We start from the raw sequence: 26,871 nt of genomic DNA on the forward strand, positions 1-26,871 counted from the left end.
GAGAGGCTAGGACTTTTGTCCCAGCCTCTTTCGTCTATTTTTCAAATTCCCTTTTTCGTTGCGATTAGTCACCCAAACCGATGCGTTCAAAAATTTCATCCACCCGTTTGGTGTAGTAGCTTGGGTTGAAGATTTCGTCGATTTCTTCTTGAGTGAGACGAGAAGTCACTTCTGGATCTGCTTCAAGAAGTGGTTTGAAGTCTACTTGGTTATCCCATGATTGAGCAGTCTTCGGTTGAACAAGGTCGTAAGCTTGCTCACGTGTCATGCCTTTTTCAATCAAAGTCAACATCGCACGTTGGCTGAAGATCAAACCAAATGTAGAGTTCATGTTGCGAATCATGTTTTCTGGGAAGACCGTCAAGTTCTTAACGATATTTCCGAAACGGTTGAGCATGTAGTCAATCAAGATGGTTGTGTCTGGTGCAATGATACGCTCAGCTGATGAGTGAGAGATATCACGTTCATGCCAAAGGGCTACGTTTTCATAAGCTGTGACCATGTGACCACGGATCACACGCGCAAGACCGGTCATGTTTTCAGAACCGATAGGATTCCGTTTGTGAGGCATTGCTGAAGATCCTTTTTGACCTTTGGCAAAGAATTCTTCCACTTCACGTTGTTCAGATTTTTGAAGACCACGGATTTCAGTTGCCATCCGCTCGATAGAAGTTGCGATGCTCGCAAGAACTGCAAAGTACTCAGCATGAAGGTCACGAGGAAGGACCTGTGTAGAGATTTCTTGAGCACGGATACCCAATTTATCGCAGACGTATTTTTCAACGAATGGTGGAATGTTGGCAAAGTTACCAACCGCACCAGAAATCTTACCAGCTTCCACACCAGCAGCCGCATGCTCGAAACGCTCGATGTTACGTTTCATTTCGCTATACCAAGTGGCCAATTTAAGACCAAAAGTTGTCGGCTCCGCATGCACACCGTGGGTACGCCCCATCATGATGGTGAACTTGTGCTCCTTGGCCTTGTCAGCGATGATATTGAGGAAGTTTTCAAGGTCCTTGCGGATGATGTCGTTGGCTTGTTTGTATAGGTAACCATAGGCCGTATCTACCACGTCAGTAGAAGTCAAACCATAGTGAACCCACTTACGCTCTTCACCAAGCGTTTCAGAAACCGCACGTGTGAAGGCCACCACATCGTGACGAGTTTGCTGCTCGATTTCCAAAATACGGTCGATGTCAAAGTCCGCTTTTTCACGGATCAAAGCCACATCTTCCTTAGGAATTTCTCCCAATTCAGCCCATGCTTCGTCAGCCAAGATTTCCACCTCAAGCCAAGCACGGTATTTATTTTCTTCAGTCCAAATGTTCGCCATCTCAGGGCGAGAGTAACGTTCGATCATGTTTTTATTTTCCTTTCTTTTGATGTTTCACATCAGTTAGCAACTGGCAATCACTTTATTCAAATTCTTCTTTCCCAATCCATACTGACGGATAATGATCCAGTGAATTCAAATCCGTATCCAGCGGCAGATCATAGATGGCTAAATAGTTTTCAGGATATTGAGCAGTCAGCTCTTCATACTTAGCTTTCACTTTTTCGTGATCGCTACTAGCATACAAGACTTCGACGACTGCTCCTGTCTTCTCTTTTTCGACAAATGCGTTGACAATGAGTTGAATCATAAAAACCTCCTAAATCACAATTCAATGTCTAACTTTAAAATATCTCCTTTTTCTCCATAATGGAGAAGCCGCAAATATTCTCCCCAAACTCTGGACTTGCCAATATCTGTTTTCATCCAGCTGTTCCGACCAATCTCAACATCCTTGTAAAAGGCATTGAAGGTATATGGGATGTAGCGAAGATGCTTTGGTAAGTGCTGAGCCAAGGTTCGCCATTGCCTACCAGTCGCATGACTTTTGCAAATGAACATAACTGTCTCAACAGTATTAAAATCAAAAATTTCTTTAGAAAACAATACGTTTTCTAAAGTATTGCTAGAGGAGTTTTCAAATTTAATCGCTTCTTCAGGAATGCCTGCAGCCAGCAGATGCTGGATAATAACCTCTGCCTCTGTATGTCCATTCCAATCTGGATGAGGTGTTCCTGTCAAACTTCGGCCACCGGTCACAATGATTCGTCTTACATAACCTTTTTGATATGCCTCAATAGCTTTTTCCCAGTGGCCTGGGTGAGTCCCACTGAAAACAAATAAAACATCACACGGCTGAGATTCGATTATTTTCCCAAAAACACTCTGAGTCAAAAAGGAGATTTCTTTATTAGAGAACTCTTTCGGAACTTCTGGACTTTTCGGAATAATCGGTTTCATCTATAACATTTCCTCCACAGATTTTTTAAAAATCAATCCCTTTCCCAAACTCAAACACATTGTCAGGCACTTCACTAAACAAAGTCACATGTTCCATTTTGCGGTTGTGCTTTGCTTCTAGTTTACCATATAAGTGGATGTAGGCGCTTGGATTTTCTGTGACATATTGACTTCGACAACTACTTCAGTCTTCTCTTTTTCAACCAAAGTATTGATTATGATTCATATCATAAAATCTACCTCCAGTTAGAGTTCAACTGTTTTTGTTATGTACATTAAACCCCCGAAATAAAAAATTTTTTAATATATTGCCATTTATTTAAAAAACCAATTATTATTTCATCGTTTTCATCAATATAAAGACTACTTTTCAAAACAATAATAACAAATCGTCTATCATAAGTAAAAGCTTGAACAGTTAGATAGTACACAAATAATACTAAAATTATCATTAACATTAACTGTCCTAAAAAACCAATAAAGCTACTTCGCAAACTAGCAACTTCGCCAAAAAACAATTTTGTAAGTTCTTCCCTTGGAATAAGATCTTTCAAAAAATTAAGATATATTGTGCTAACAAATATCGAAATAGTTGCTAAAATACCACAACTCCAGTTTGCAAAATTATTTATTTTATTTAACGATGATTCTAGATCAGAAATTAACATTTCTGTATGCTCACTATCTAGAAAATTTCCTTTTCTAAAAGCTATCGCCAAATTTTTAATATTAATCTTCTCAAAAAGAACATTTAGTCTATAGAGTACTCCCATTATTATCAGTAAGATTAGGAGATTCCCTGAGACGTCTATTTTCTGTTGAGTACTTCCTATTGTCATAAAAATAGCTAGAAACCCATATAATAATAGGTACTTCAGTGCTTTGCTCATGAGAGAATCAACTAAACTTATTTGAGATCTCAATAATCTTTTGATTTCAAAATACTTTAATGGCATACTGTTCTTTAAAAATCAATCCCTTTCCCAAATTCCTCAACCTTATCCGGCACATCACTAAACAAAGTCACATGTCCCATTTTGCGGTTGTGCTTTGCTTCTAGTTTACCATATAAGTGGAGGTGAGCGCTTGGATTTTTTGTCACATATGTTTCAGCAGCCTCGACATGTTGGCCGAGTACATTGAGCATGACTGCTGGTGCATGAAGGGCGATTACTGGAAGTGGTGCTCCCAGAACACCCAAAATATGAGTGTCAAACTGAGAGAAGTCGCAGGCTTCGATTGAGTAGTGTCCTGAATTGTGAGGACGTGGGGCGATTTCGTTGACAATGATGTCATCAGCTGTCGCAAACATCTCCACACAAAGAGTTCCAGAAAGGTTGAGTTGTTCAGCGATTCGTACTGCCATGGCTTTGGCTTTTTCAGCTAGACTTTCTGAAATGCGAGCAGGCACAATGGTTTTTGAAAGAATGTTGTTGCGGTGGATATTTTCCTGAACAGGGAAGACTGTCACGTCCTTGCCATTACCAGACACGATGACAGAAATCTCCAGGTCAAAGTTGACGAATTCTTCTAAAACGCAGTCTGCCGAATCAGCTAACGCATATGCTTCTTCCAAGTCTGCTTCTGAACGAATGACCTTCTGACCATGGCCATCGTAACCACCGGTCGCCGTCTTGAGGACATAGTTTTTCGAGAGGTCGATATCTGCCAAATCCTGGCTTGAGGTCACGACCTTGTAAGGGGCCACAGTGACTTGTGCCTTGTTGGAAAGAAAGTCCTTCTCAAAGATTCGATTTTGAGAGATGCGGAGTAGGTCTGTCCCTTGTGGGAGTTGTCCATCTTTGATAACGGCGTCTAAACCATCAGCATCGACATTTTCAAATTCATAGGTGAGAACATCACAGCGATCAGCCAACTGACGAAGAGCATCTACGTCGTCGTAAGGGGCCACGATGATTTCCGCCACGCGGGAGGCTGGGCAATCAGCTGCTGGATCCAAGGCGATAACCTTGTGTCCCATGTAGATAGCTGAGATCGCCATCATCTGACCTAGCTGGCCACCACCAATGATACCAATGGTTTTAGTTGAGCTCATTTGTAGACTCCTCTGCGATTTTTCCTTGTTCTTCAGCGAAATCCGCTAACGCTGTCGCAACAGCCTGGTCCTCTACCGAAAGAAGACGGAGGGCAAAGAGGGCCGCGTTAGTCGCACCCGCTTCACCGATCGCCATAGTTGCGACAGGCACTCCACCTGGCATCTGAACGATGGAATAAAGTGAATCCACACCGCTAAGAGCACGAGACTTGACGGGTACCCCGATGACTGGAAGGGTCGTTTTAGCAGCAACCATCCCTGGCAAGTGAGCTGCGCCACCTGCACCCGCGATGATGACCTTGATGCCACGGCTACGTGCTTCTTCGGCATGTTTGAACATGAGGTCCGGTGTGCGGTGTGCGGAAACAACTTTCTTTTCGTAAGCGACACCAAAGTTATCGAGGACTTCAGCGGCTTTTTGCATGGTTGCCCAGTCGGATTTTGAGCCCATAATAATGGAAATTATTGGTTTAGTCATAATTTTTCCTTTTTCTTCTTTTTGATAATGGTCTTAGGTGGTGGGGACGGAAGCGACCGCCTGTAGCGTTCCATTACTAAAACTGGAGCCTGAGTCTCCAGTTTTCCGCTCCTAGTAGCTCTGCTACTAGGAGTTCCACTACTGCGACGATTATCCTATACTAGCTCGCTAACGCTCGCAAATCAAGCGACCATTATCTTAGTTTGGCTCGCTTTCGCTTGCCATGACAAAGTTAGTATCTGTTAATCTTTTATTGCCTTGCTACCGATATCCTTACGGTAGAAGAGGCCTTCTGTGTTTTGTTTGTTGAGTTGGTTATAGATGATATTTTGACCATCTTTGACGGTGTCTGCGGTTGTGACCAGCATGTAGACACGTCCGCCGTTTGAGAGGAGGTCTTGGCTATTTTCAGCGAATTTGGCACCAGCATAGTAAGTGATGATGTCCCCATCTGTCTTGGCTGGAAGTTTGACACCCTTCTCATAAGCGAGTGGGTAGCCGTTTGAGGCTACAACCACGCCCAATGTCACACCCTTGTCCGTCCAAGTGATGGCTGGCTCTTTGCCATCCAAAATGTCAGTGATATTTTGCGCAAAGTCAGATGTCAAACGAGGCAAGATGATTTGTGTTTCAGGGTCTCCAAAGCGTGAGTTGAACTCGATGACTTTCGGTCCATCAGCTGTCAAGATAAGACCCGCGTAAAGGACACCAAGGTAGGGACGTCCTTCTTTAATCATGCCTTCAAGAACTGGCTTGACAATGGTGTCAACCGCTGTGTCAACCACGCTCTGTGGCAAGTGGGGAACTGGCGCATAGGCACCCATCCCACCAGTGTTCGGACCCTTGTCACCATCGTAGGCACGTTTGTGGTCCTGAGCCGTAGGCATGATGTAGAACTTGTCCCCATTGACAAAGGCAAAGAGAGAGAACTCTTCCCCGTCAAGGAATTCCTCGATGACCACACGCGCACCTGAATCACCAAATTTATTGTCCAAAAGCATCTCGTGAGCGGCTTCAACGGCTTGCTCAACGGTCTCCGCAACGACGACACCTTTCCCAAGGGCCAGCCCGTCTGCCTTGACGACGATTGGAGCACCTTTTTCTTCGATGTAGGACTTGGCTTTCTCGAAATCTGAAAATGTGCCATAGGCTGCTGTCGGAACGTCGTATTTGACCATGATTTCCTTAGCAAAATCCTTAGACCACTCAAGCTCAGCTGCAGCCTTGGTCGGACCAAAAGCCTTGAGACCAGCTGCAATGAAATCATCTACGATACCAGCTGCAAGGGCATCATCTGGACCGATAAAGGTCCAAGCAATATCGTTCGCTTTTGCGAAGTCAATCAGCTTAGAATGTTCGGATATTCCGATATTGATCAAATCTAGACCATCTAATCGCATCCCGTCATTACCAGGAGCCACAAAAACCTGCTCAACGTCTGTAGACTCCAACAATTTCTTAGCAATCGCATGCTCACGACCGCCAGATCCAACAACCAAAAGTTTCATCTCGAACCTCTTTTGCGAATTATTTTATTAAATTATATCATAATCGTTCGTTTTATTCTAATGATTTCAGCAAAAGCCTCCTATTTTCAGTAGAATCCAAACATTTTTTGCTATTTCCTCCTATTTCTCATTTTTTTCCGAATAGTATAGGTGAGACCTACTAATTGACGAAAAGGAGTATTATGCAAACAATCAAAAAATTTGTTGTACTGACTTGTGCGACATGGGGGATGCAAGCCTCTATTGCCCATGCAAATCAAGCGACCAATGCTATCTATGCCGAAAAAGGGCAGCTGGTGATTCATCTTGGAAACGTCCCGGATAAGTATCAAAAGATCCAAGTTCCCGTCTGGTCTGACCAAAATGGCCAAGATGACCTGACTTGGTATCCTGTGGAACGCAGTGACAAGGGATTTGACCTACAAGTGCCATTGACCAACCATTCTGATCAAGCCGGACTTTATCATGTCCATGTCTATGGGGTGGAGGCAAATGAACAGTTAACCGGTCTTTACCCTCTCACGACCAGAGTCCAGCAAAAAGACCTCGCCTCTTCCCAACCCAAGATTACGATCACACCCATCTCCTCACAAGAATTTGAGGTAGACCTAAAGTTGTTCGAAGACGTTGACGAGATTGTATTCCCCATCTGGTCTGAAGAAAATGGGCAGGATGATTTAGTCTGGTATCCCGCAAAGAAGATCGCACCTAGACATTTCCAACTGCGCTTTCAAGCTCAAAAACACAAGGGAAGCGGGCTATTTCACCTACATGTCTATCAGAAAAGCCAGGGACAACTAAAAGGGCTATTCCCCACTACATTTCAAGTAGAAAAGGCAAAGCCAAAGCTCACTCCACTCGCGACACATCCGGGAAACACCTACCCCATTGGTGAGTGCACCTGGGGAGCCAAAGAATTAGCCCCTTGGGCCCACAACTGGTGGGGAAATGGCGGCATGTGGGCAGCTAGCGCACGCGCTGCGGGATTCCGGACAGGAGACACTCCAGAGGTCGGTGCCATCGCCTGTTGGGACAATGGGGGATATGGCCATGTTGCCTTGGTTACAGACGTCGAACATGACCAAAAAATTCAGATCCAAGAGGCTAACTACAACGGCCATCGCTATATCGACAACTTCCGTGGTTGGTTCGATCCAACCAACCCCATCTGGGGAACCGTCACCTACATCTACCCAGATTAAAGTCTTCATAACCAGCAGAAAGGGAGTGGGAAAGAACTCAGACTATTTAAAAAAGGTTGAAAAGGTTCCCCAAACCTTTTCAATCTTCCCACCCCGCACAGCTTCAACAGTCTGGGAGACTGTTGAAGGTTGTGGATAAAGGAAACTTTGTTTCCTTCATTAGGTTATCTTTGGAGCTTAAAAAGCGAAAAAAGATTTAGGAAACTTGCTTCGCAAGTCCTATCCGCCACCTCAAAGCAGTGCTTTGAGCAATCAACCACTGCGTCTTGCAGTTATTCCTATTAAACATCAAAGGCTGGACATTTTTTGCCCAGCCTTTTTGATTAATGTCTAAAATGTCTGACTCCTGTAAAGATCATGGTCAAGCCGTATTTATCAGCCGCTTCGATTGACTCTTGGTCACGAACTGATCCACCTGGCTGGATGATCGCTTTAATCCCTGCTTTAGCGATTTCTTCCACATTATCTGCAAATGGGAAGAAGGCATCTGAAGCAAGAACAGCACCATCAAGATGGTCTTTGGCTTGGTCAATAGCGATGCGGACTGAAGCCACACGGTTGGTTTGACCTGGGCCAACACCAAGTGTCATGTGGTCGTTGGTCACGATAATACCATTTGATTTCACATACTTGATAGCTTTCCAAGCAAACTCAAGAGCTGTCGCTTCTGTCTCAGTTGGTTGGCGTTTGGTAACCACTTGCCAGTCAGCTGGACTTTCTTTCACAACGTCTTGGTTTTGAACGAGGAGACCACCAACAACACCAGTGTATTCTGCTTCCACTTCACTAGCATCTTGAGCGTCAAATGGTAGCTCAAGAATCCGCAAGTTTTTCTTCTTGGTAGTCAAGATTTCAAGCGCTTCGTCTGTGTAGCTTGGTGCAATGATGATTTCAAGGAAAACACCATGCATCTTCTTAGCTGTCGCAGCATCTACCTCGCGGTTGAGAACGACGATACCACCGAAGATGGATACTGGGTCAGACTCATAAGCGTAGTCCCAAGCAGTTTCGATGTCGTCAGCTTGACCAATCCCACATGGGTTCATGTGTTTCAAGGCCACAACGGTTGGACGGTCTTTGAAATCACGGATGATCCGGATAGCGGCATCCGCATCACGGATATTGTTGAAGGACAATTCTTTCCCATTCAACTGTTTAGCGGAAGCAATAGAGTAATCCGTTGGCAAAGCTTTTTGATAGAAGTCTGCGTCTTGTTGAGGGTTTTCCCCATAACGCATTGGTTGCTTGAGATCATAAGTCAGAGTGAGTTTTTCAGGTTTTTCTTCACCCACTTGAGCAGTGAAGTATTCTGCGATCAAAGCATCATAGGCTGCTGTGTGGCGGAAGACTTTCGCTGCCAACCCTTGGCGAGTTTCGTAACTTGTTTCGCCCTTGGCTGCCAATTCGTCCAAAACCACGGCATAGTCAGCAGGATCTACCACAACTGTTACGCTAGCGTGGTTTTTAGCTGCTGAACGAAGCATAGATGGTCCACCAATATCGATGTTCTCCACCGCGTCAGCGTAAGTCACGTCCGGTTTGAGAATCGTTTCCTTGAATGGGTAAAGGTTGACCACAACAAGGTCGATCAACTCGATATTATTGTCCTTAGCAGCCTCTAGGTGACTATCGAGGTCACGACGAGCGAGCAGACCACCGTGGATATTTGGATGAAGAGTCTTCACACGACCGTCCATCATTTCTGGGAAACCAGTCACATCGTCGATGGCAATGGTATCTACCCCAGCATTGTCAAGGGCAACTTTAGTCCCACCTGTTGAGATGATGTCCCAACCGAGTTTTTTGAGTTCTTGGGCAAATTCAACAATACCCGCTTTGTCTGAAACACTAATTAGTGCGCGTTTAGTCATTTTTTCTTTCTTTTCCTTTTTTAAAAAGTTCTTTATCTGCTACAGTCGAAAATGTTCTTTCCAATCAATGGCTTCCTTATTTTCGTGCTACTCCCAAACGTTCCAAGACTTCTGGATAGAGCTTGTACTCTGTTTCGTGGATGCGAGTTTCGAAAGTATCAAGGGTATCACTTTCTAGACGTGGCACACGGACTTGTTTGATGACCTTACCAGTGTCCACACCAGAATCCACCCAGTGAATGGTCACACCGCTCTCAGCAACGCCTGCATTCCAAGCATCCTCAATACCATGAGCACCAGGGAATTCAGGGAGATAAGCCGGGTGAATATTGATAATACGGCCTTCATAAGCTGCTAGCAAGGTTGGGCCAACAATTTTCATATAACCCGCCAAGCAAACCAAGTCAATTTGGTGTTCATTCAAGAGGTGAACAATCGCTTCTTCATAAGCTGCTTTATTATCAAATTCCTTGAGTTCAAAGGCATGACTCACCACACCAAGGTTCTTGGCACGTTCTAAGACATAGGCATCCCGGTGATCTGAAAAGACAAACTCTACCGGAAATTGTTCTGCAATCACCTGAAAGTTTGACCCGTTGCCAGAGGCAAATACAGCAATCCTTTTAGCCATTATTTAATCACCACACTTGCGCCGTCTTTCTTCACAATACGACCGATTTCATAAACAGGTTCGTCAAGAAGTTCTTTGACACGTTCCACATTTTCTGGTTTCACTGCAAGCATGAGACCAATCCCCATGTTGAAAATTTCAAACATTTCTTCATGTTTGATTTGGCCATATTTTTCAAGAGCTTTGAAAATTGGAAGAACTGGGACTTTGCTTTCGTCAATTTCAGCAGCCAAGTCATCTGAGAACATCCGTGGTACATTTTCGATGAAACCACCACCTGTGATGTGGGCAATTCCGTTGACCAATTCTTCTTTGATGAGTGGTAATGCTGCTTTGACGTAGATACGAGTTGGCTCCAAAAGAACGTCTTTAAGTTTCTTCCCTTCCAATTCTGGGAGAACTTCTTCACCTGTGTAATCCGCAAAGACACGACGAACAAGTGAGTAACCATTTGAGTGGATACCGCTTGAAGCAAGGCCAAGAATCACATCGCCTTCAGCTACTTTTGAACCGTCAATGATTTGAGATTTTTCTGCAACACCGACAGCAAACCCAGCCAAATCATAGTCATCTTCACCATACATACCAGGCATTTCAGCCGTTTCTCCACCGATAAGGGCTGCACCAGCCTGCACACAACCTTCTGCAACACCAGCAACGACTTGCTCTAATTTAGCAGGTTCATTTTTACCAGTTGCGATATAGTCAAGGAAGTAAAGGGGCTCCGCACCTGCAGCGATGATATCGTTAACACACATGGCCACACAGTCTTGACCGATCGTATCGTGTTTGTCGTACTTGATGGCAAGCATGAGTTTAGTACCGACACCATCTGTACCTGAGATCAAAACAGGCTCTTTGACACCTGTTTTTGAAAGGTCAAACATGCCACCAAAACCACCAAGAGCTCCCATGACACCCGCACGTTCCGTACGAGCCACATGTTTTTTGATCCGTTCAACAACTTCATAACCCGCTTCAACGTCTACACCAGATTGAGCGTATGCATTCTTATTTGTCATTTTTTAATCCTTTTCTTTTTTTGAGAAAGAGTGCGACGTATTTTTAGATAAACAATTATTTTATCTAAAAATACTAGTCAGGTCTCTAGCTTTGGTCCAATAGGGCAAAGCGTCTACTGACAAATGCTTTAGCTTTTAGTCAGTAGTGAGACGTGGAGCATAAGCATTTTTATTTGTCATTTGTTTCATTCCTTTTCTTTTGCACTGCTCTTAATAGAAAGAAGTATGTTCTTTCAAACTTTCCACATAGCGTTCTTCGTAGTCATACAAAGGCGTTGGATATTTTCCATCAAAGTAAGCCACACAAAGACCGCCATTTGGGGCATCTGTATCGATTCCAATAGAATCAATCAAGCCATCGATTGACAAATACGTCAAGCTATCTGCACCAATGATATCGCGTGTTTCCTCTACTGTATGATTGGCAGCAATCAATTCCTTACGTGTTTGAATATCGATCCCGTAGAAACATGGATAAGCCAGAGCTGGGCTTGCGATTGCCACATGGACTTCTGTAGCCCCTGCTTCTTTCAATAACTTCACAATCCGACGTGATGTTGTCCCACGTACGATAGAATCATCAATCATGACAACCCGTTTGCCTTTCACGACACCGGATACGGCAGAGAGCTTCATCCGAACCCCTTGCTCCCGTAGTTCTTGTGTTGGTTGAATAAAGGTCCGTTGGGTATATTGGTTTTTAATCAAGCCCATTTCATTTGGTAGGCCAGATTCTTCCGCAAATCCCATGGCTGCGCTAAGTGATGAATTAGGTACACCGACCACAATATCTGCTTCATGTTTGAATTCACGTGCCAATTGAGCTCCCATACGTTTACGGGCTGTATGGACATTGACCCCTTGGATATTGGAGTCTGGGCGAGCAAAGTAGATATACTCCATCGAGCAAACAGCCAATTGGGTGTCCGTTGTATAGTTATCGTAAGTAATACCATTATCATCGATAATCACGACTTCACCTGGATTCACATCGCGGATCCACTCAGCACCAACCACTTCAAAGGCACAGGTTTCAGATGAAACCACGATAGCGCCATTGGCCATTTTCCCAATCGAAAGAGGACGGAAACCATTTGGATCCAAGGCCGCAATCAGCTTATCTTCCAGCATGAGAAGGTAAGCAAATCCACCTTTCACCGTATTCAAGGCTTCTTTCACCTTACCCATGAAGGATGGGTTGTGGCTCCGACGAATCAGGTGGGCCAAGATTTCTGAATCAGAAGTTGAGCTAAAGATCGCCCCGTTATTTTCCAACTCCCGTTTGAGGGACTTGGCATTGGTCAAATTCCCGTTGTGGGCAAGTCCAAACTGCGTATCATGAAAGCGAAAGAGGAAGGGCTGGATGTTATCCACCGAAGCTTCCCCAGCTGTCGCATAGCGAACATGGCCAATCGCTCCCGTTCCTGTCAACTTATCCAAGTTAGTAGGATTTCGAAATACTTCTGAGAGAAGACCCGTATCACGATACCATTTTAATTGACCCGCATCATTCGAAAGGATCCCCGCCCCTTCTTGACCACGGTGTTGAAGACTGTGTAATCCGAAATAAGTCAGTTTTGCAGCATCTGGGTGTCCCCAGATCCCAAAAATACCACATTCTTCATTAAGAGATTTAACTTCGTATGTCATTTTGTATACCTTTTATTTTCCAGTAAAGTATTTAACCGCTGATGCAAAGAGATGTTGGTCTTTATTTCCTGGAATATTTTGGAAGAGACCGTCTTCGAAACGTTCTGAGTGACCCATCTTACCAATAATTTGACCGTTCTTACTTGTGATACCTTCGATAGCATTTACAGATCCGTTAGGATTATATTTAGAATCCATGCTTGGTTTACCTTCGAAGTCAACATATTGGGTAAAGATTTGACCATTGTCACGAAGCTCTGCGAATTCCTCAGCTGTCACGACAAATTTACCTTCACCGTGTGATACTGGAATGGCATGGATGTCACCAACTTCTACTCCGGCAAGCCATGGTGAGTTGGTGTTGGCAATCCGTGTTTCAACCATCTTAGCCACGTGTTGGTTGGCATCATTGTAGAAGAGGGTTGGACTGGTGCTACTTGCATCTTCAAAGTTACCGTATGGAAGAAGACCTGATTTAACAAGGGCTTGGAATCCGTTACAGATACCGATGATCAAACCACCGCGTTCAATGAAGTGATCGATGGCTGCACGTACTTTTTCATTGAGCAAGATGTTAACGATAAATTTAGCTGATCCATCTGGTTCATCCGCTGCTGAGAAGCCACCGGCAAAGAAGATAATGTTAGCTTTTTCGATATTGTCAACCATAGTGTCAACAGACTTGACAATAGCTTCTTCATTCAGTGTGACAAATGGTACCAAGTTGACTTTTGCACCTTCTTTTTCAAAGGCCTTAGCTGAATCGTACTCAGAGTTAGTACCTGGGAATACTGGGATGTAAACCACTGGTGTATCAACTGTTTCTTTAGCTTTGATCACAGCATCTGATGCTACAGCAGGTACTTCTTCCAACTCAGTTGCCTGTGCAAATTCCGTTGGGTAAACCTCTTCCAATTTACCTTGGAAGGCACTGTCAAGTTTGTGTCCATCAAGCGTTACACCGTTGACAGTGAGTGTAAAGTCAGTCACTGTTTGTCCAATCTTGGCAACACCTTCAATTTCTTCAGGCGATGTGAAGACGAATCCACCCAATTGGGCTGTCAAGCTAGTGTCAAGGTCAGCTAATTCGACGTTTGCTCCGATATGGTTCCCAAATGTTGCAAGGGCAAGAGCTTCAACCACACCACCATATTTAACAGCTGATGCTGCTGTCACTTTGTGGTTAGTTTGGATGGCTTCAAATTGAGCAACGTTAGACTTGATAAGATCAAAGTCAATTTCTTGTGCCAAAGCTTGACCTGGGATGTAGTAAATATTTTCACCAACAGCTTTGAATTCTGGAGAAAGAACCTTACGGCTATCTGCAGTCGTCACCCCAAAAGCAACCAAGGTTGGTGGTACTGTCAATTCTTCAAAGGTACCAGACATCGAGTCTTTCCCTCCGATAGATGGCAAACCAAGTTGAATCTGAGCTTCGATGGATCCAAGGAGAGCAGCTACTGGTTGACCAAAACGCTCTGCTTGTTTATCCATACGCTCGAAGTATTCTTGGTAAGAGAAACGAGCCTTAGACCAGTTTGCACCAGCAGCAACCAAACGAGCTGTTGCTTCGATGACTGCATAGGCAGCACCATGATATGGAGACCATTCTGCGATATATGGGTTGAACCCTTGCGCCATGACAGATGCAGTTGTTGTCACGCCATGTTGGACTGGCAATTTCTGTACAGAAGCTTCCGTTGGTGTAATTTGGTAGCGACCACCGAGTGGGTGATTGACTGTTGAACGACCAACTGAGCTATCAAAGATGGTTTGCAACCCTTTTTGACTAGCATGGTTCAGATCAGCCAAGACTTCAAGCGTATCCGCTTCAAGGGTTTCGGCAGATGTTTGACGTTCTTCTGGAAGCTTGACATCCTTGTCAACCACCTTAGCATCTACAACCACACGTACACCATTTGTATCAAGGAAACGACGTTCCAAATCAACGATGGTTTCACCATTCCAGTGCATGACAAGATTTGGTTTCTCCGTTACTGTTGCAACAACCACAGCATCAATATTTTCTTTATTACATGCTGCAACGAAGGCGTCTACATCTTCTGGACGAACTACAACGGCCATCCGTTCTTGAGATTCAGAGATGGCAATTTCTGTACCGTTCAAACCTTGGTATTTCAATGGCACTTTATCCAGATCAATTTCAAGTCCATCAGCCAATTCACCGATGGCCACACAGACACCACCAGCACCAAAGTCATTTGATTTCTTGATCAGACGTGTTACTTCACCATTACGGAAAAGACGTTGAATCTTACGTTCTTCGATGGCATTCCCTTTTTGAACTTCAGCACCAGCTGTTTCAACAGATTCAACCGTTTGAACTTTAGAAGAACCTGTCGCACCACCGACACCGTCACGTCCAGTCTTACCACCGAGCAAGATAATCACATCACCAGCTTCAGGTTTTTCACGGACCACATTTTCCTTAGGAGCCGCACCGACAACAGCACCTAGCTCCATACGCTTAGCAACGAAACCTGGGTGGAAGTATTCACGGACATAAGTTGTCGCAAGACCAATTTGGTTACCATATGAAGAATAACCATGAGCCGCTGTTTTGGAGATCACTTGTTGTGGCAATTTACCAGCGCGAGTTTCAGCAATTGGTGCTGTAATATCACCAGCACCTGAGATACGCATGGCTTGATAAACGTAGGAACGACCTGACAATGGGTCACGAATGGCACCACCGATACAAGTAGCCGCTCCACCAAATGGTTCAATTTCCGTTGGGTGGTTGTGAGTTTCGTTTTTGAACATGAGAAGCCATGGTTCTTTCACACCATTGACATCCACTTCAATTTCAACAGAGCAGGCATTGATTTCATCAGACACTTCCATGTCATCCAAACGACCATTGGCACGCTCATAACGACCAAAAATAGTCGCCATATCCATCAAGGTTTGAGGTTTTTCGGTACGTCCCAACTCATCACGCATGGCAATATACTTGTCATAAGTCGCTTGCAATTGTTTTTGGAATTTAGAAGCTGAGAAGTCGATGTTTTTCAACTCAGTCTCGAAAGTCGTGTGACGGCAGTGGTCAGACCAGTAAGTATCCAACACCTTCAACTCAGTCTCAGTTGGCACACGTCCAATAGACTTGAAGTAATCTTGAATGAAAAGAAGGTCATCCACTTCCATGGCCAATCCTTGCTCAGCCTTATACTGTGCAAAATCTTCTGCCGTATAAGTTTCAAAGAAATCCAAGCTTGGAATGGTCTTGTCAGACTCAGAGAAATCCTGTTTCGCAATACCAACAGTGATATCTTTGAAACGAGAATCCACTGGGTTCAAAAGGTAGTTTTTGACAGCTTCCAACTCATTCGCATCGATATCCTTGTTAACCAAGTACAATTGCGCTGTATTCACTGTTACGTCATTTGAACTACCAAGCAACAGCAAAGCTTCTTGTGAAGATGCCGCACGTTGGTCAAATTGACCAGGCAAACTTTCGATCGCAAAGAAAGCATACTTCTCAAGATCAGCCTTAACCGCAGCCTCGTCCAAAACAGTATCAGTCACTTGCTCAGAGAAGATATGTTTTTCCGCACGCGCAAACAAGTCCTCTGCCAAACCAAAAATATCGTAAACCTGAACAATCCGAAGATTCTTCAAGGTTTTCAACTGAAGATTATGCTGCAATTCTTTTACTAAAGAGTCCGATTTCACACGAAAATCAGCTTTTTTCTCAACGAAAATACGTTTATCCATTTTATTTCCTTTATTTCTATTCAAACATGTTATCGAAGACGAAGGTTTTCCGTTTCAAAAAGATTACTTCAAGCCCTGTAATTTCTCCAACACAACCTGATATACATCCGTTAAACTGCCCAAATCTCTACGGAAAACATCCTTGTCCATATGGTGCCCTTCAGCATCCCAAAGACGGCAGTTATCTGGAGAGAATTCATCTGCCAAGATAATCTTGCCATCCTTATCAAAACCAAATTCCAATTTGAAGTCAATCAAGCGAAGACCAATTTGTGCAAACCAATCTTTTAGCAATTCATTGATACGACGCGTTTCTTCCTTAATATAAGCAATTTGTTCATCATTGGCAATATCCAAAAACTTCACATGCTCATCATTGATGAATGGGTCATCCAACTCATCGTTTTTATAGTAAAATTCAACGATTGGAGTTTTCAAGTCCAAGCCTTCCTCCACGCCAAAACGTTTAGAGAAAGAACCCGCAGTCACATTACGAAGAACAACTTCCAAAGGAATAATTTTTACTTTCTTGTTGAGTTGTTCTGTATCAGAAATACGTTCGATAAAGTGCGTTGCAACACCCGCAGCATTCAATTTTTCAAAAATAAGAGACGAAATCTGATTATTTAGCACACCTTTTCCTTTAATAGTCTCCTTACGAGCCCCATTTAGCATAGTGGCTTGGTCCTTATAGACCGACTTAATCACATGTTCGTCCTCAGTAGTATAGATATCCTTAGCTTTTCCAGTATAAATCAGTTGATTGGTCATGACTTTGTTCGCCTTTCGTATTTTATCACCTTCATTCTATCACATACAAAGTGGATTTTCAATAAATTTCCGTACAATATAGGCAGAAACCGAATGAAAAGGACAGAAAAAAAGATCATTCAGAACAATCTCTGAACGATCCCTTTTCAACTAGTTACTAGCAGTTCGTTTTTCGATATAGTCAACGACATCTCCTACCGTGTTAAAGTCATCAATAGCCTTGTCTGGAATCTCCAATTGGTATTCATCCTCAAGATTGATAATAAATTCCATCAATTCAACAGAGTCGGCCTGTAAATCCTTACGTAAGTCAGATTCCAAAGATACTTGAAAGTCTGGTCCCTTGCGATCTTTGAGAAATTCCTCAATAGTAGCTAAAATTTCGTTTTGTTTACTCATACATTACCCTTCCTTCGATAATTCCTTCACTGATTTTCCAACAACATCTGTCTCTAACATGGTCCGAATCTGACGAATCGTGCTATAGACAGCTTTGGCATCACTCGAACCATGCGTTTTAACAACAGGTGCTTGAAGGCCAAACAAGACCGCTCCTCCAACATCTGAGAAATCCAAGGTTTGCTTCAATGATTTCAAACGGTCCTTGAGCAGAAAAGCTCCTAATTTCGCCTTCCAGTTTCCTGTGGCAATTGCTTGTTTCAATTGCTTCAAGATCCCAAAAGCCGTTCCTTCCATCGTTTTTAAGACAGCGTTTCCCGTGAAACCATCCGCCACAACGACATCAGCAACGCCATCCATCAAGTCACGCGCTTCCACGTTTCCAACAAAATGAATCGACTCATCCTCAGATAACAATTGGTAGGTTTCCTTGCGCAAAGGATCTCCCTTACTAGCTTCTGTCCCATTGTTCAATAAACCCACGCGAGGTTTTTGAATCCCACGAACATTTTCAGCATAGTAGGATCCCATCACAGCATACTGATGCAAGTGCTCTGGTGTATTTTCCGCATTGGCCCCTAAGTCTAGCATGTCATACCCGCGACCATCAACCGTCGGAAGTGTGGACATCAATCCAGGGCGTTCCACCCCTTTGATACGGCCAACGATAAAGAAGCCTGCTGCCAATAAAGCACCTGTATTTCCTGCAGATAGCATGGCATCCACCTCACCAGCCTTCACATCCTTGGCAGCTAAGACCATCGAAGCCTGTTTTTTCCGACGAATGGCCCGCGTTGGCTCATCATCTGAATCGATTTTTTCTTCCGTATGCACAATCGATACACGTTCTGTTGCGGTTAAATAGTCTTTGATTTTTGCCTCATCGCCATATAAGACAATCTCAATATCATCAAAATCACGAATGGCTTGATTCACACCTTCTACCAAGGCTTGAGGTGCATTATCGCCCCCCATTGCATCTACTGCAATTTTTTTCATGTTTCACCTCCAGATGAATCTTTCATAATCGCTCCCCAATCACTCAAGGAATCGATAAACTTTTTAGCTTTTAAATGGATCCCTACATACTCCTCATACAACTGATCAATTGCCTGACGCAGAGCTGTTTTCATCTCCGCTTGTAGAGAAATCGTCTCTAACTCACTGAATCGCACTGCTTGAAACTGATCCAATAAATAGAGAACATTCGGATGCCAGTGGGCACGTCTCTCATCCCGATCATAATGATCCGGACAAAGGACCCCACTATACCGGAAGGAATAGTCAAAAGGAAGACCAACCCGATGGCAGAAACAGCATTCATGCAGGTTCAAGACAACCCCAAACCGTGATAGAAGCTGAATCTCAAAAATATTGGTTAAAACCTCATAATCCAGTCCCTCTTCCATCAAAGACAAGGTCTTTTCCAAAAAAGCAAACAGGGCCGGATCCACCTGATTATCCTGAATACTTGCATCCGCAAGCGCCAGAACATAGGTCGCATAAGAAAGGGCAAAAAGATCTGCATTGATTTTCTTATAAACCTGCACATCTTGAAAATCATCAATATAACTCAACCCATCATCATTGATTTTCAGCAACATATCCGCTGTTACCAATGGTTGTAACATGGGATTCAATCGTGATTTTCCCGCATGTTTCACAAAAAACATCCGCTTCCCTGACTTCTCCGTGAAGATCTTGACCAATTTATCATCCTCACGAAAATCCCGATTATACAGCACAATGCCCCGGGTCTCAATTGACTCCAGCATGTTCTTCCATATACTCCTTCAAGCGTTTCATTGCTTCCTTGATAACCTCCATGCTGGCTGCATACGACAAACGCACATAGCCTTCACCATATTGACCAAAAGCAGCACCAGGAATAAAAGCAACTGCTTTTTCACGCGCAAAATCCTGCAAGAAAGCAAAGGAATCCTGATTATAACCAGTTGGGATTTTAGCAAAAATATAAAAGGCACCATCTGGATTAATCATCTCAAACCCAAGCGCGGACATCTGTTCGATAATATAATCCCGACGCTTCACATATTCCTTCTTCATCGGCTCCGCATCATCTCGACCTTCCGTCAAAGCTTCGATCGCAGCATACTGGTTCATGGTGCCAGCGGCCGTTACCAAATACTGATGACTCTTGATGAGTTGGGCCGTCAATGCAGCAGGGGCAAAGATAAAACCAAGCCGCCAGCCTGTCATAGCATGAGACTTAGACAAGCCATTAATAACAATGGTCTGCTCAGGAATAAAGGAGGCCATAGAAACATGTGCCTCTCCAGTATAAGTCAACTCTGAATAGACTTCATCACAAATCACAAAGACTTCATATTTTTTTAAGACAGCAGCTAATTCCGCCATCTGTTCGCGCGAATAAGTGACACCCGTTGGATTAGCTGGATAATTGAGAATAACAGCCTTCAATTTTTCACCCTGCTCTAGAATGGCCTTTTCCAACTTTTCAGGAGTCAAGACAAAACGATCTGCTGTCGTATCAATTTCGACAATCTCCGCCCCAACCAAATTCACAATGGGTTCATAACCAGGGTAGGCCGGTGCTGGAAGAAGTACTACATCTCCAGGTTCCAAGATTGCTGTCAAGGTTGCAGATAGGGCTTCAGTCGCACCGATCGTCACCAATATCTCATCTTCAGGACGATAGTGAATACCATATTTATCCGCCACAAACTGACTCGCAGCCTCACGCAAAGCCAGCAAACCACTCATCCCAGTGTAATGGCTAAAATTCGCATCAATGGCAGCCTTTCCTGCTTCTTTTACATGTTCAGGAGTTGTAAAATCCGGTTCCCCCAAAGTCAAACGCAAGACACCAGGAATGGAAGAAATTGATTGATCGAACTGACGAATCAAAGAAACTTCGATCCGATTCAGATTTTTATTAAAACGTTTCGTTAAATCCATAGAACACCTCCAAAACACTTATATTCATTATACTATAAATAGGACCCCATCGCAAAAGAACAAGCCAGATCCCCATCTTTTGCTCACTATCAAAGGACATTTCAACAATCCTTCCATACAAAAAAGACTTAGCAATGCTAAGTCTTTCAAGTCATTATTGTTGACCACGTGTTGCCACATATGTCAATTGATCTGCATGTTTTGCCACAAAATCCTTCATTTCTGAATCAGGAATTTGACGAAGGTAGAGGTTTGAACGAATCGTTTCATCCTCTTCGCGACAAGTTGACAATACCAAGTATTTATCAGATGCTTTGATTTTAATATTTGGATTCTTAGTTTGACCATCTTCATAGACCTTCTTCAACTGAGTCGTAAAGTCTTTGTCGTCCTTAAAGCTAGTACGATAGAAAGCAGTTGTTTCAGGAACAATGACCAAGCACATAGCTTCATAATAATACTTGCGCTCAGGTGTCTCAATGACAACATACGGGTGTTGATCAAAGTAATCTTGTTTGTCATAGTAGTTGACATCGTTAAACATACGATGATCACCAACCTTACTACCACGAGCATGACCAAACAACCAGGTCAAACGGTCACTGAAATCTTTCTTATTATCTGTATCCATGAAGACAGTACCCAAATATGGTTGATAACCACCATCAAACGTTTTATCTAAGTAGGTTGCATTATCACCAGTTTGTACAACAGGTTCATCCAATTCAGTACCCGGTGCGTAGACATAAGCGATTGCTTCAGGGTTCACAGAAGTTAATTGGGCAAAACGATTCTTTAAGTAATCTTTTTCTTCTTGACTAGGTTCATACTTCACAGCTTGGGTAGAAGAACTACTTCCAGAAGTTCCAGTTTTCTTAGCCGTATTAGAGGCCTTTCCACCAAATGGATTGAAGAATAGGAATCCAACTACAACCACAACGACTGCCGCAAAGGCAGCAATTACGAAACCTAATTTATTTGACTTTTTTTCTCCAGCTCTTTTCATTCAATCGATCTCCTCAAAATGATTTTATCTAAAAAATAACACTGAGCCCAAGGACTCAGTGATATTTTTATGAGCTAATTAATTAGAAATTATTTAACTGCGCTAGTTTTTGGAAGTGATTTTTCACCAGCTTTTGCAGATGAAGCCATACCGTCTTTACCAGCTTTAGCTGCTTTAGCTGCTTCTGCTTTTTCTTCAGCTGCTTTAGCAGCTGCTTTAGCATCTGAAGATGCTGGACGCAATGAACCACTAATTGCAGTAGCGTAGAATCCGCTAGGAGTGTTAGCTCCAGCTTTAACCTGAACATCTACCAACCATTTAGTTCCATCATGTGGGTTTGTAACTTCGATTGTTTGAACACCTTCTTCAGTACGGAAAGTACCATGTTGGCTACCATTCCATAGGTCAAGACCTTGAGTGAAATATTCAGGTGCTGGAACAGCAGTTAATTCTTTAGATGTATCAGCAAATTTGTTTCCATCGTAGTTTGCAGTAGAAACATCACCTTTTTTATCAACTGGAGTACCTTTGCCGATAGATGGGTCAACTTGAGTAGCACCTGGGTGTTTTTCTGTGGCTGAAGATGCTGGTGCGGCTGGAGTTGCTTCACCTTTAAGTTCACTTAAAGTAGGTGTGTCTCCACCTTTTTCAGTTTTATAAACTGGACGTCCTGTAGTATCTGCTGCGAATGCTGGAGCTGCTGCTGCAAATACTGCAAGAGCTGCTACTGATGATAATAAAACTTTTTTCATTGTTTTATCTCCTTTTATAGTTTAAAAATATTCGTTACTTCGTAACTATGACTAGTATACTAGGATATATTTCTGTTGTCAAGAGTTTTTATCAATTTTTTTAAAAAAAATTAAGATTTCTTTCTATTTGATCCCTAAAATTATGAATTAGAGATATATTATACTCATCTATTAGAATTTTTCGGTTTTTGGACACTTTTACTCAATCGTTTCTCTATGAAATAGACAGAACTTCCCTGATTTTACCAGTTCCCTCTTCTTTTCCACTCCAATTATTTCCTATTTTACCGCACGATTTTTGGGTAGAGTCTTCTTCGGTATACTTGGATCCACCTTGTTTTCTAGTTTTTGAGCCGCTCGAATTAGTTCTTTTCGCTTCTTTTCTTTTTTTAGCGCTTGCCACCATTGTCTGATTCCCATTTGTATTTCCTCCTAAACAAAAGAGGCTGTTTTTCAGCCTCCTTATTGTTAACATTTTTTGGCATTTCCGATTTCAAACAGAGGTGAAAGAGGACGATTTTCATGAATGCGAACAATAGCCTCAGCAAGGAGTTTCGCAATCGAAATTTGCTCAATCTTATCAATCAAGCGATCTTCCGGTAGATAAATCGTATCCAATACCACCAACTTCTTAATGGCTGATTTTTGAATGTTGTTCATCGCTGGACCTGATAAAACTGGGTGCGTACAGCTTGCATAAACCTCTACAGCTCCTGCTTCAGCAAGGGCATCCGCCGCATGACAGATTGTACCAGCTGTATCAATCATATCATCAATCAAAATACAAGTTTGACCTTCAACACTCCCAATGATATTCATCACTTCACTCGTATTCATCTTATCGACACTCCGGCGTTTATCAATAATCGCAATCGGAGTCTTCAAAAATTCAGCCAATTTCCGAGCACGAGTCACACCACCATGGTCTGGACTGACAACAACATAGTCTTTTCCAATCATCCCACGACGTTCAAAATAGTCGGCGATCAAAGGCGCACCCATCAAGTGGTCAACAGGAATATCAAAGAAGCCTTGAATTTGAGCAGCGTGCAAATCAATTGTCAAGAGACGATCAACTCCAGCAACCTCAAGCATATTAGCTACCAACTTAGAAGTGATTGGTTCACGAGCCCGAGCTTTCCGGTCTTGACGAGCATAGCCGTAATACGGCATCACCACATTAATAGATTGCGCACTAGCTCGTTTCAAGGCATCTACCATAATCAAAATTTCCATAAGATTATCATTAACCGGTGAGCTAGTGGATTGCAAAATATAAACATCTTTCCCACGGATTGATTCTTCAATATTAACCTGAATTTCTCCATCAGAAAATTGACGAACCGTTGACTTTCCAAGCGGTAGTCCCATTTCGCGAGACACACGTTGAGCCAATTCTTGATTTGACGACAAAGCAAAGAGCATTAAATCAGAAAATGACATGATTTCCTCCAGTAAAATCTAAAACCATATTGTACAGTCAGCACAAATTTCTCCTGTAATCATTTTATCGCTTTTTAAGCAAATATTCAAATATTAATTTATGGAAATTACAAAATCTATCCCTACCTAAATTCTCTCAAATAACCTTCGATACGCACCCGCATAGCGGGTAGTTTTTTTGTCTCGCACCTAACGTAGCGAGACGGACTGAAAGTCACATAAAAAGAAGCAGAACAACTGTCCTGCTTCTTTTTAATTCTTAGTTTGGATAGATATAAGTAACAGTACCTTGAGCTGTTGTTGGGTTGAACCAACCACGGTAGTTACCAATACTACGGATACCGTTATAGTTAGATTCAGAAACTTGGATACTTGTTGTAGATTGAACAGCTGTAACGACTGCTACGTGTCCATATCCACCATCATTCCAACATGCAATAGCACCAACTTGTGGTTGAGATCCTGTACGGAATCCAGCAGCCGCTGCACTTGCAGCCCATTGACCACCGTTGCCCCAGTAATCGCCAGCCCATGGAGCCAATGTCTTCGCACCCCATGTACATTCACCAACTGGATAAGATGATGCAGATGTACTATAAGTTGGACGAGAAACAGTTGCTGCTGGAGCTGCTGGAGCTGCTGCTGCTTGAGTTTGAACAGCAGGTTGAGCTGCTGCTTGAGTTTGTGCAGCCGCTGGTGTTGCAACAGGTGTTTGTGCTGCTGCCTGAACTTGTGCTTGAAGAGTTGTATTAGCAGAAGCTTTCACAGCTGCTTGTTGTTCTTTTTGTTTTGCACGGTAAGCTGCCTCAGCTGCTGCCGCTGCTGCCGCTGCTTTTTCAGCTTCAGCTTTTTGTTGCAACAAAGCGTTCTTTTCGTTTTCAGCAGATGATTTTTCAGCTGCCAAATTCAATTGTGCCACTTTCAACTCAGCTTCTTTAGTTGACAAAGCTTGCGCATCATCTTCTAATTGCTGTTTATTTGCAATAACAGTATTGATAGCGTCGTTGTTTTCTTTTTGTTTTTGTGCAATATCTTCTTTATCACGTTTTTGCTCTTGCAACATTTTGTTGTTAGCATCTGCAATTTCATTCATAGCAGAAATACGTGAGATAGCTTCTGTCAAAGATCCAGAGCTAACAATCGCATTAATATAGCTTGTTGCAGTTCCAGTTGTTTGAGCACTACGTGCTTGATTTGCAAGTGATTCTTGACGAGCAACAATATTTTTTGACAACTCATCGATCTCAGCTGACAATCGTTCAGATTCTTCATTCAAACGGTCATTTTCAGCTTGAAGATTTTCTTGTTGTTGTTTAATTTCAGATACTTGACCTTGGATTTGATCTACCTGAGCTTGTGCACTTTGTTGTTGTTGATTAATACTATTGATTTTGTTATCTTGAGCAGCAATCTTATCATCTGTTGAGTCAGCTGATACACCTGCTACAACAGCACCTTGTGATAAAGCAACTGTACTCAATAAGATTGTGGCAAATAATTTTTTCTTCATTAGATAAATTTTCCCTTTCTAATAAGACACTAACTAGTATAACAAATTTTTTGAAAATTTATATTACGCTATTGTTACATTTTTATTTCGAGTTTATAAATAAATCTTTTCAAGTAAAGGCTGTAATACGATCATTAGAACCACATTCAAAATTAAACTAGGCGCAATTTGATGGATAATGAGAGTAATCCAGTTGAATTTTATACCAATAAAAATAATCAGAAGAAGATTGGTTGAAATCTGAAATATTAGAATCATTAATAAAAATGTAAAAAAACGAGTCAATCGATTGACCAAAATAATCTGATTACACCGATAAAAAATCACCTGTAACAAAGGGAAGACTAGAAAGGCAATTCCTATAGTGCGTAAAAAATACACATCAAAACAAAAACCAAAGAAGACTCCCCACCAAATACTAGCTATCTCAGAGAAATAGAGACTCAACAACATAAAACCATATAGGAATAAAAATGAAGTAGGTTCAAAGGAGCTTGGACTGAAACGAGAAATAAGAAAAGAGATTTGGCCGTCAACAAATAAAGATAAGAATAAGATTAAAGGGAAAAAATGGTACTTACGTATGACTTTCACACTACTCTCCAATCAATAGTACATAACGATTGACATCTAAATTAGCCTTTGGTTTCACACGAATTTCTTGCCCTAACTGATCAGATGCCTTTTGAGTAGAAGTCACTGTACCAAGAGGTAAGTCACTACTCTTATATTTTCCTAAACCACTTGTTGAAACCAGAGATCCTTTTTTAATTTCAACTGGATCTCCAATTTGCAACAACCGAAACTCACCTGTCTTCTCGTCATAACCATTTAATAAAGCAAAAATAGATTGACCTTGACTCTCGATTTTAAACGTCAGGTGTTGTGAAGAAATAGTATCTTCGACTAATAATTTCACTTTGCTAGAATTTTTTTCTATACTTTCTACCACACCAATGACGCCACCAGACGAAAGAACAAACATAGAATCAGAAATTCCATCTGAACTACCTTTATCAATAACAAATTCCTGATCCCACGAACCATAATTACGGTCAATAATCTCACTAACGACTTGTTTAGAACCCGATACAGAATTCTTGATTGACATCAAATCCTTTAATTCTCTATTTTCTGATTCCAAACGGTTAAGTTTTGACTGGTCAATATCCTTTTGATAAAGACGTGATTTTAACGAACGGTTTTCATCATTTAATTCAGATAAATTCTTTAAATCCTTTGCCTTAGATTCCACAACAACAAATGGTATCGATACTGCCTTATCAACAATAGCTAATATATCAGAAGATTTTAAAATAATCGAAGTTCTAACAGATGGAAAAAGAAATAAAATTCCTGAAACAGTTAAAACAAACACAAAACTAAAAATTTTAAAGAATCGATTCAAGAACATAGACAAAACCTTCAAAAATATAAAAAATAGTTTGAGATGACATCTCAAACTTGGAAATTATACGGAGAATGGGGGATTCGAACCCCCGCGCCGGTTACCCGACCTAACGATTTAGCAAACCGTCCTCTTCAGCCTCTTGAGTAATTCTCCAAAATGGGCACGAGTGGACTCGAACCACCGACCT

General features: G+C 42.3%; 25 protein-coding genes, 1 tRNA gene and 1 pseudogene. 1 reads left to right on the forward strand and 26 read right to left on the reverse strand.

Annotation, left to right across the window (positions count from 1 at the left end):
* Window positions 1–64: 64 nt before the first annotated feature.
* The 8 genes and pseudogenes from purB to purD form a co-directional block, all read right to left on the reverse strand.
* Window positions 65–1,363, reverse strand: a complete 1,299-nt coding sequence (gene purB / locus HMPREF2686_RS03550; RefSeq protein WP_049506913.1) for an adenylosuccinate lyase — start codon at window positions 1,361–1,363, stop codon at window positions 65–67.
* A 55-nt stretch (window positions 1,364–1,418) separates the two neighbouring features.
* The gene (locus tag HMPREF2686_RS03555; protein WP_049506914.1) at window positions 1,419–1,646 is read right to left on the reverse strand and encodes a hypothetical protein; all 228 of its coding nucleotides are present in this window, start codon (window positions 1,644–1,646) and stop codon (window positions 1,419–1,421) included.
* Between the two features lie 14 nt (window positions 1,647–1,660).
* Window positions 1,661–2,296 carry a YdcF family protein gene (locus HMPREF2686_RS03560; protein WP_049506917.1) on the reverse strand — a complete coding sequence of 212 codons (636 nt, stop codon included), beginning with the start codon at window positions 2,294–2,296 and terminating at the stop codon, window positions 1,661–1,663.
* 25 nt (window positions 2,297–2,321) lie between these two features.
* A pseudogene (locus HMPREF2686_RS10155) lies at window positions 2,322–2,465 on the reverse strand (5-(carboxyamino)imidazole ribonucleotide synthase); the annotation flags it as partial.
* Between the two features lie 106 nt (window positions 2,466–2,571).
* The gene (locus HMPREF2686_RS03565) at window positions 2,572–3,252 is read right to left on the reverse strand and encodes a hypothetical protein (protein ID WP_049506918.1); all 681 of its coding nucleotides are present in this window, start codon (window positions 3,250–3,252) and stop codon (window positions 2,572–2,574) included.
* 8 nt (window positions 3,253–3,260) lie between these two features.
* Complete coding sequence (purK, locus tag HMPREF2686_RS03570) at window positions 3,261–4,352, reverse strand: 5-(carboxyamino)imidazole ribonucleotide synthase (RefSeq protein WP_049506920.1); 1,092 nt, start codon at window positions 4,350–4,352, stop codon at window positions 3,261–3,263.
* Window positions 4,339–4,830, reverse strand: a complete 492-nt coding sequence (gene purE, locus HMPREF2686_RS03575; RefSeq protein ID WP_049506921.1) for a 5-(carboxyamino)imidazole ribonucleotide mutase — start codon at window positions 4,828–4,830, stop codon at window positions 4,339–4,341. The genes purK and purE overlap by 14 nt, the downstream gene beginning before the upstream one ends.
* Before the next feature lie 242 nt (window positions 4,831–5,072).
* Complete coding sequence (gene purD, locus HMPREF2686_RS03580) at window positions 5,073–6,338, reverse strand: phosphoribosylamine--glycine ligase (RefSeq protein WP_049506923.1); 1,266 nt, start codon at window positions 6,336–6,338, stop codon at window positions 5,073–5,075.
* A 182-nt stretch (window positions 6,339–6,520) separates the two neighbouring features.
* Here purD and HMPREF2686_RS03585 point away from each other — a divergent pair, with 182 nt between their 5' ends.
* Window positions 6,521–7,540 carry a GBS Bsp-like repeat-containing protein gene (locus tag HMPREF2686_RS03585; protein ID WP_049506926.1) on the forward strand — a complete coding sequence of 340 codons (1,020 nt, stop codon included), beginning with the start codon at window positions 6,521–6,523 and terminating at the stop codon, window positions 7,538–7,540.
* Window positions 7,541–7,863: 323 nt separating this feature from the next.
* On the opposite strand, the gene purH is transcribed toward HMPREF2686_RS03585, so the two are convergent.
* The 18 genes from purH to HMPREF2686_RS03670 all read right to left on the reverse strand — a co-directional run bounded on the left by purH (window position 7,864) and on the right by HMPREF2686_RS03670 (window position 26,837).
* Complete coding sequence (purH, locus tag HMPREF2686_RS03590; protein ID WP_031574110.1) at window positions 7,864–9,411, reverse strand: bifunctional phosphoribosylaminoimidazolecarboxamide formyltransferase/IMP cyclohydrolase; 1,548 nt, start codon at window positions 9,409–9,411, stop codon at window positions 7,864–7,866.
* Between the two features lie 76 nt (window positions 9,412–9,487).
* Window positions 9,488–10,042 (reverse strand): phosphoribosylglycinamide formyltransferase, encoded by a 555-nt coding sequence (gene purN / locus HMPREF2686_RS03595; RefSeq protein WP_031574111.1) that lies wholly within the window; start codon window positions 10,040–10,042, stop codon window positions 9,488–9,490.
* Window positions 10,042–11,064, reverse strand: coding sequence for a phosphoribosylformylglycinamidine cyclo-ligase (gene purM, locus HMPREF2686_RS03600; protein ID WP_031574112.1), 1,023 nt, complete (start codon window positions 11,062–11,064; stop codon window positions 10,042–10,044). Before purM ends, purN begins: the two co-directional genes overlap by 1 nt.
* Before the next feature lie 210 nt (window positions 11,065–11,274).
* A complete protein-coding gene (purF, locus tag HMPREF2686_RS03605; protein WP_070449239.1) occupies window positions 11,275–12,714 on the reverse strand; it encodes an amidophosphoribosyltransferase in 1,440 nt (479 codons plus the stop codon).
* 12 nt (window positions 12,715–12,726) lie between these two features.
* Window positions 12,727–16,452 carry a phosphoribosylformylglycinamidine synthase gene (locus HMPREF2686_RS03610; protein ID WP_070449241.1) on the reverse strand — a complete coding sequence of 1,242 codons (3,726 nt, stop codon included), beginning with the start codon at window positions 16,450–16,452 and terminating at the stop codon, window positions 12,727–12,729.
* Window positions 16,453–16,515: 63 nt separating this feature from the next.
* A complete protein-coding gene (purC, locus tag HMPREF2686_RS03615; RefSeq protein WP_049475212.1) occupies window positions 16,516–17,223 on the reverse strand; it encodes a phosphoribosylaminoimidazolesuccinocarboxamide synthase in 708 nt (235 codons plus the stop codon).
* A 150-nt stretch (window positions 17,224–17,373) separates the two neighbouring features.
* Complete coding sequence (locus tag HMPREF2686_RS03620; RefSeq protein ID WP_070449243.1) at window positions 17,374–17,622, reverse strand: acyl carrier protein; 249 nt, start codon at window positions 17,620–17,622, stop codon at window positions 17,374–17,376.
* A gap of 3 nt (window positions 17,623–17,625) precedes the next feature.
* A complete protein-coding gene (gene plsX / locus HMPREF2686_RS03625) occupies window positions 17,626–18,621 on the reverse strand; it encodes a phosphate acyltransferase PlsX (RefSeq protein ID WP_003009280.1) in 996 nt (331 codons plus the stop codon).
* Window positions 18,618–19,397 (reverse strand): DNA repair protein RecO, encoded by a 780-nt coding sequence (gene recO / locus HMPREF2686_RS03630; protein WP_003009278.1) that lies wholly within the window; start codon window positions 19,395–19,397, stop codon window positions 18,618–18,620. The genes plsX and recO overlap by 4 nt, the downstream gene beginning before the upstream one ends.
* Complete coding sequence (locus HMPREF2686_RS03635; protein ID WP_003009276.1) at window positions 19,381–20,562, reverse strand: pyridoxal phosphate-dependent aminotransferase; 1,182 nt, start codon at window positions 20,560–20,562, stop codon at window positions 19,381–19,383. The genes recO and HMPREF2686_RS03635 overlap by 17 nt, the downstream gene beginning before the upstream one ends.
* A gap of 154 nt (window positions 20,563–20,716) precedes the next feature.
* The gene (gene srtB, locus HMPREF2686_RS03640; RefSeq protein ID WP_003009275.1) at window positions 20,717–21,568 is read right to left on the reverse strand and encodes a class B sortase, LPKTxAVK-specific; all 852 of its coding nucleotides are present in this window, start codon (window positions 21,566–21,568) and stop codon (window positions 20,717–20,719) included.
* Between the two features lie 89 nt (window positions 21,569–21,657).
* Window positions 21,658–22,320 carry an LPKTxAVK-anchored surface protein gene (locus HMPREF2686_RS03645; RefSeq protein ID WP_003009273.1) on the reverse strand — a complete coding sequence of 221 codons (663 nt, stop codon included), beginning with the start codon at window positions 22,318–22,320 and terminating at the stop codon, window positions 21,658–21,660.
* Window positions 22,321–22,599: 279 nt separating this feature from the next.
* Entirely contained in the window at window positions 22,600–22,740 is a 141-nt protein-coding gene (locus tag HMPREF2686_RS10530; protein WP_176745968.1) for a hypothetical protein, read from the reverse strand.
* Window positions 22,741–22,788: 48 nt separating this feature from the next.
* Window positions 22,789–23,763: a ribose-phosphate diphosphokinase gene (locus HMPREF2686_RS03650; RefSeq protein WP_070449244.1), complete on the reverse strand. Its 975-nt coding sequence runs from the start codon at window positions 23,761–23,763 to the stop codon at window positions 22,789–22,791.
* Window positions 23,764–24,022: 259 nt separating this feature from the next.
* The gene (gene pcsB, locus HMPREF2686_RS03655; protein ID WP_070449246.1) at window positions 24,023–25,273 is read right to left on the reverse strand and encodes a peptidoglycan hydrolase PcsB; all 1,251 of its coding nucleotides are present in this window, start codon (window positions 25,271–25,273) and stop codon (window positions 24,023–24,025) included.
* 93 nt (window positions 25,274–25,366) lie between these two features.
* Window positions 25,367–25,867 (reverse strand): rod shape-determining protein MreD, encoded by a 501-nt coding sequence (gene mreD / locus HMPREF2686_RS03660; protein WP_061590639.1) that lies wholly within the window; start codon window positions 25,865–25,867, stop codon window positions 25,367–25,369.
* 1 nt (window position 25,868) lies between these two features.
* Complete coding sequence (gene mreC / locus HMPREF2686_RS03665; RefSeq protein WP_070449248.1) at window positions 25,869–26,687, reverse strand: rod shape-determining protein MreC; 819 nt, start codon at window positions 26,685–26,687, stop codon at window positions 25,869–25,871.
* A gap of 62 nt (window positions 26,688–26,749) precedes the next feature.
* Window positions 26,750–26,837, reverse strand: a tRNA-Ser gene (locus HMPREF2686_RS03670).
* Window positions 26,838–26,871 lie beyond the last annotated feature (34 nt).

The organism is Streptococcus sp. HMSC057G03 (genome assembly GCF_001808745.1).
In the GTDB taxonomy this organism is placed as follows: Bacteria; Bacillota; Bacilli; order Lactobacillales; family Streptococcaceae; genus Streptococcus; species Streptococcus parasanguinis_Z.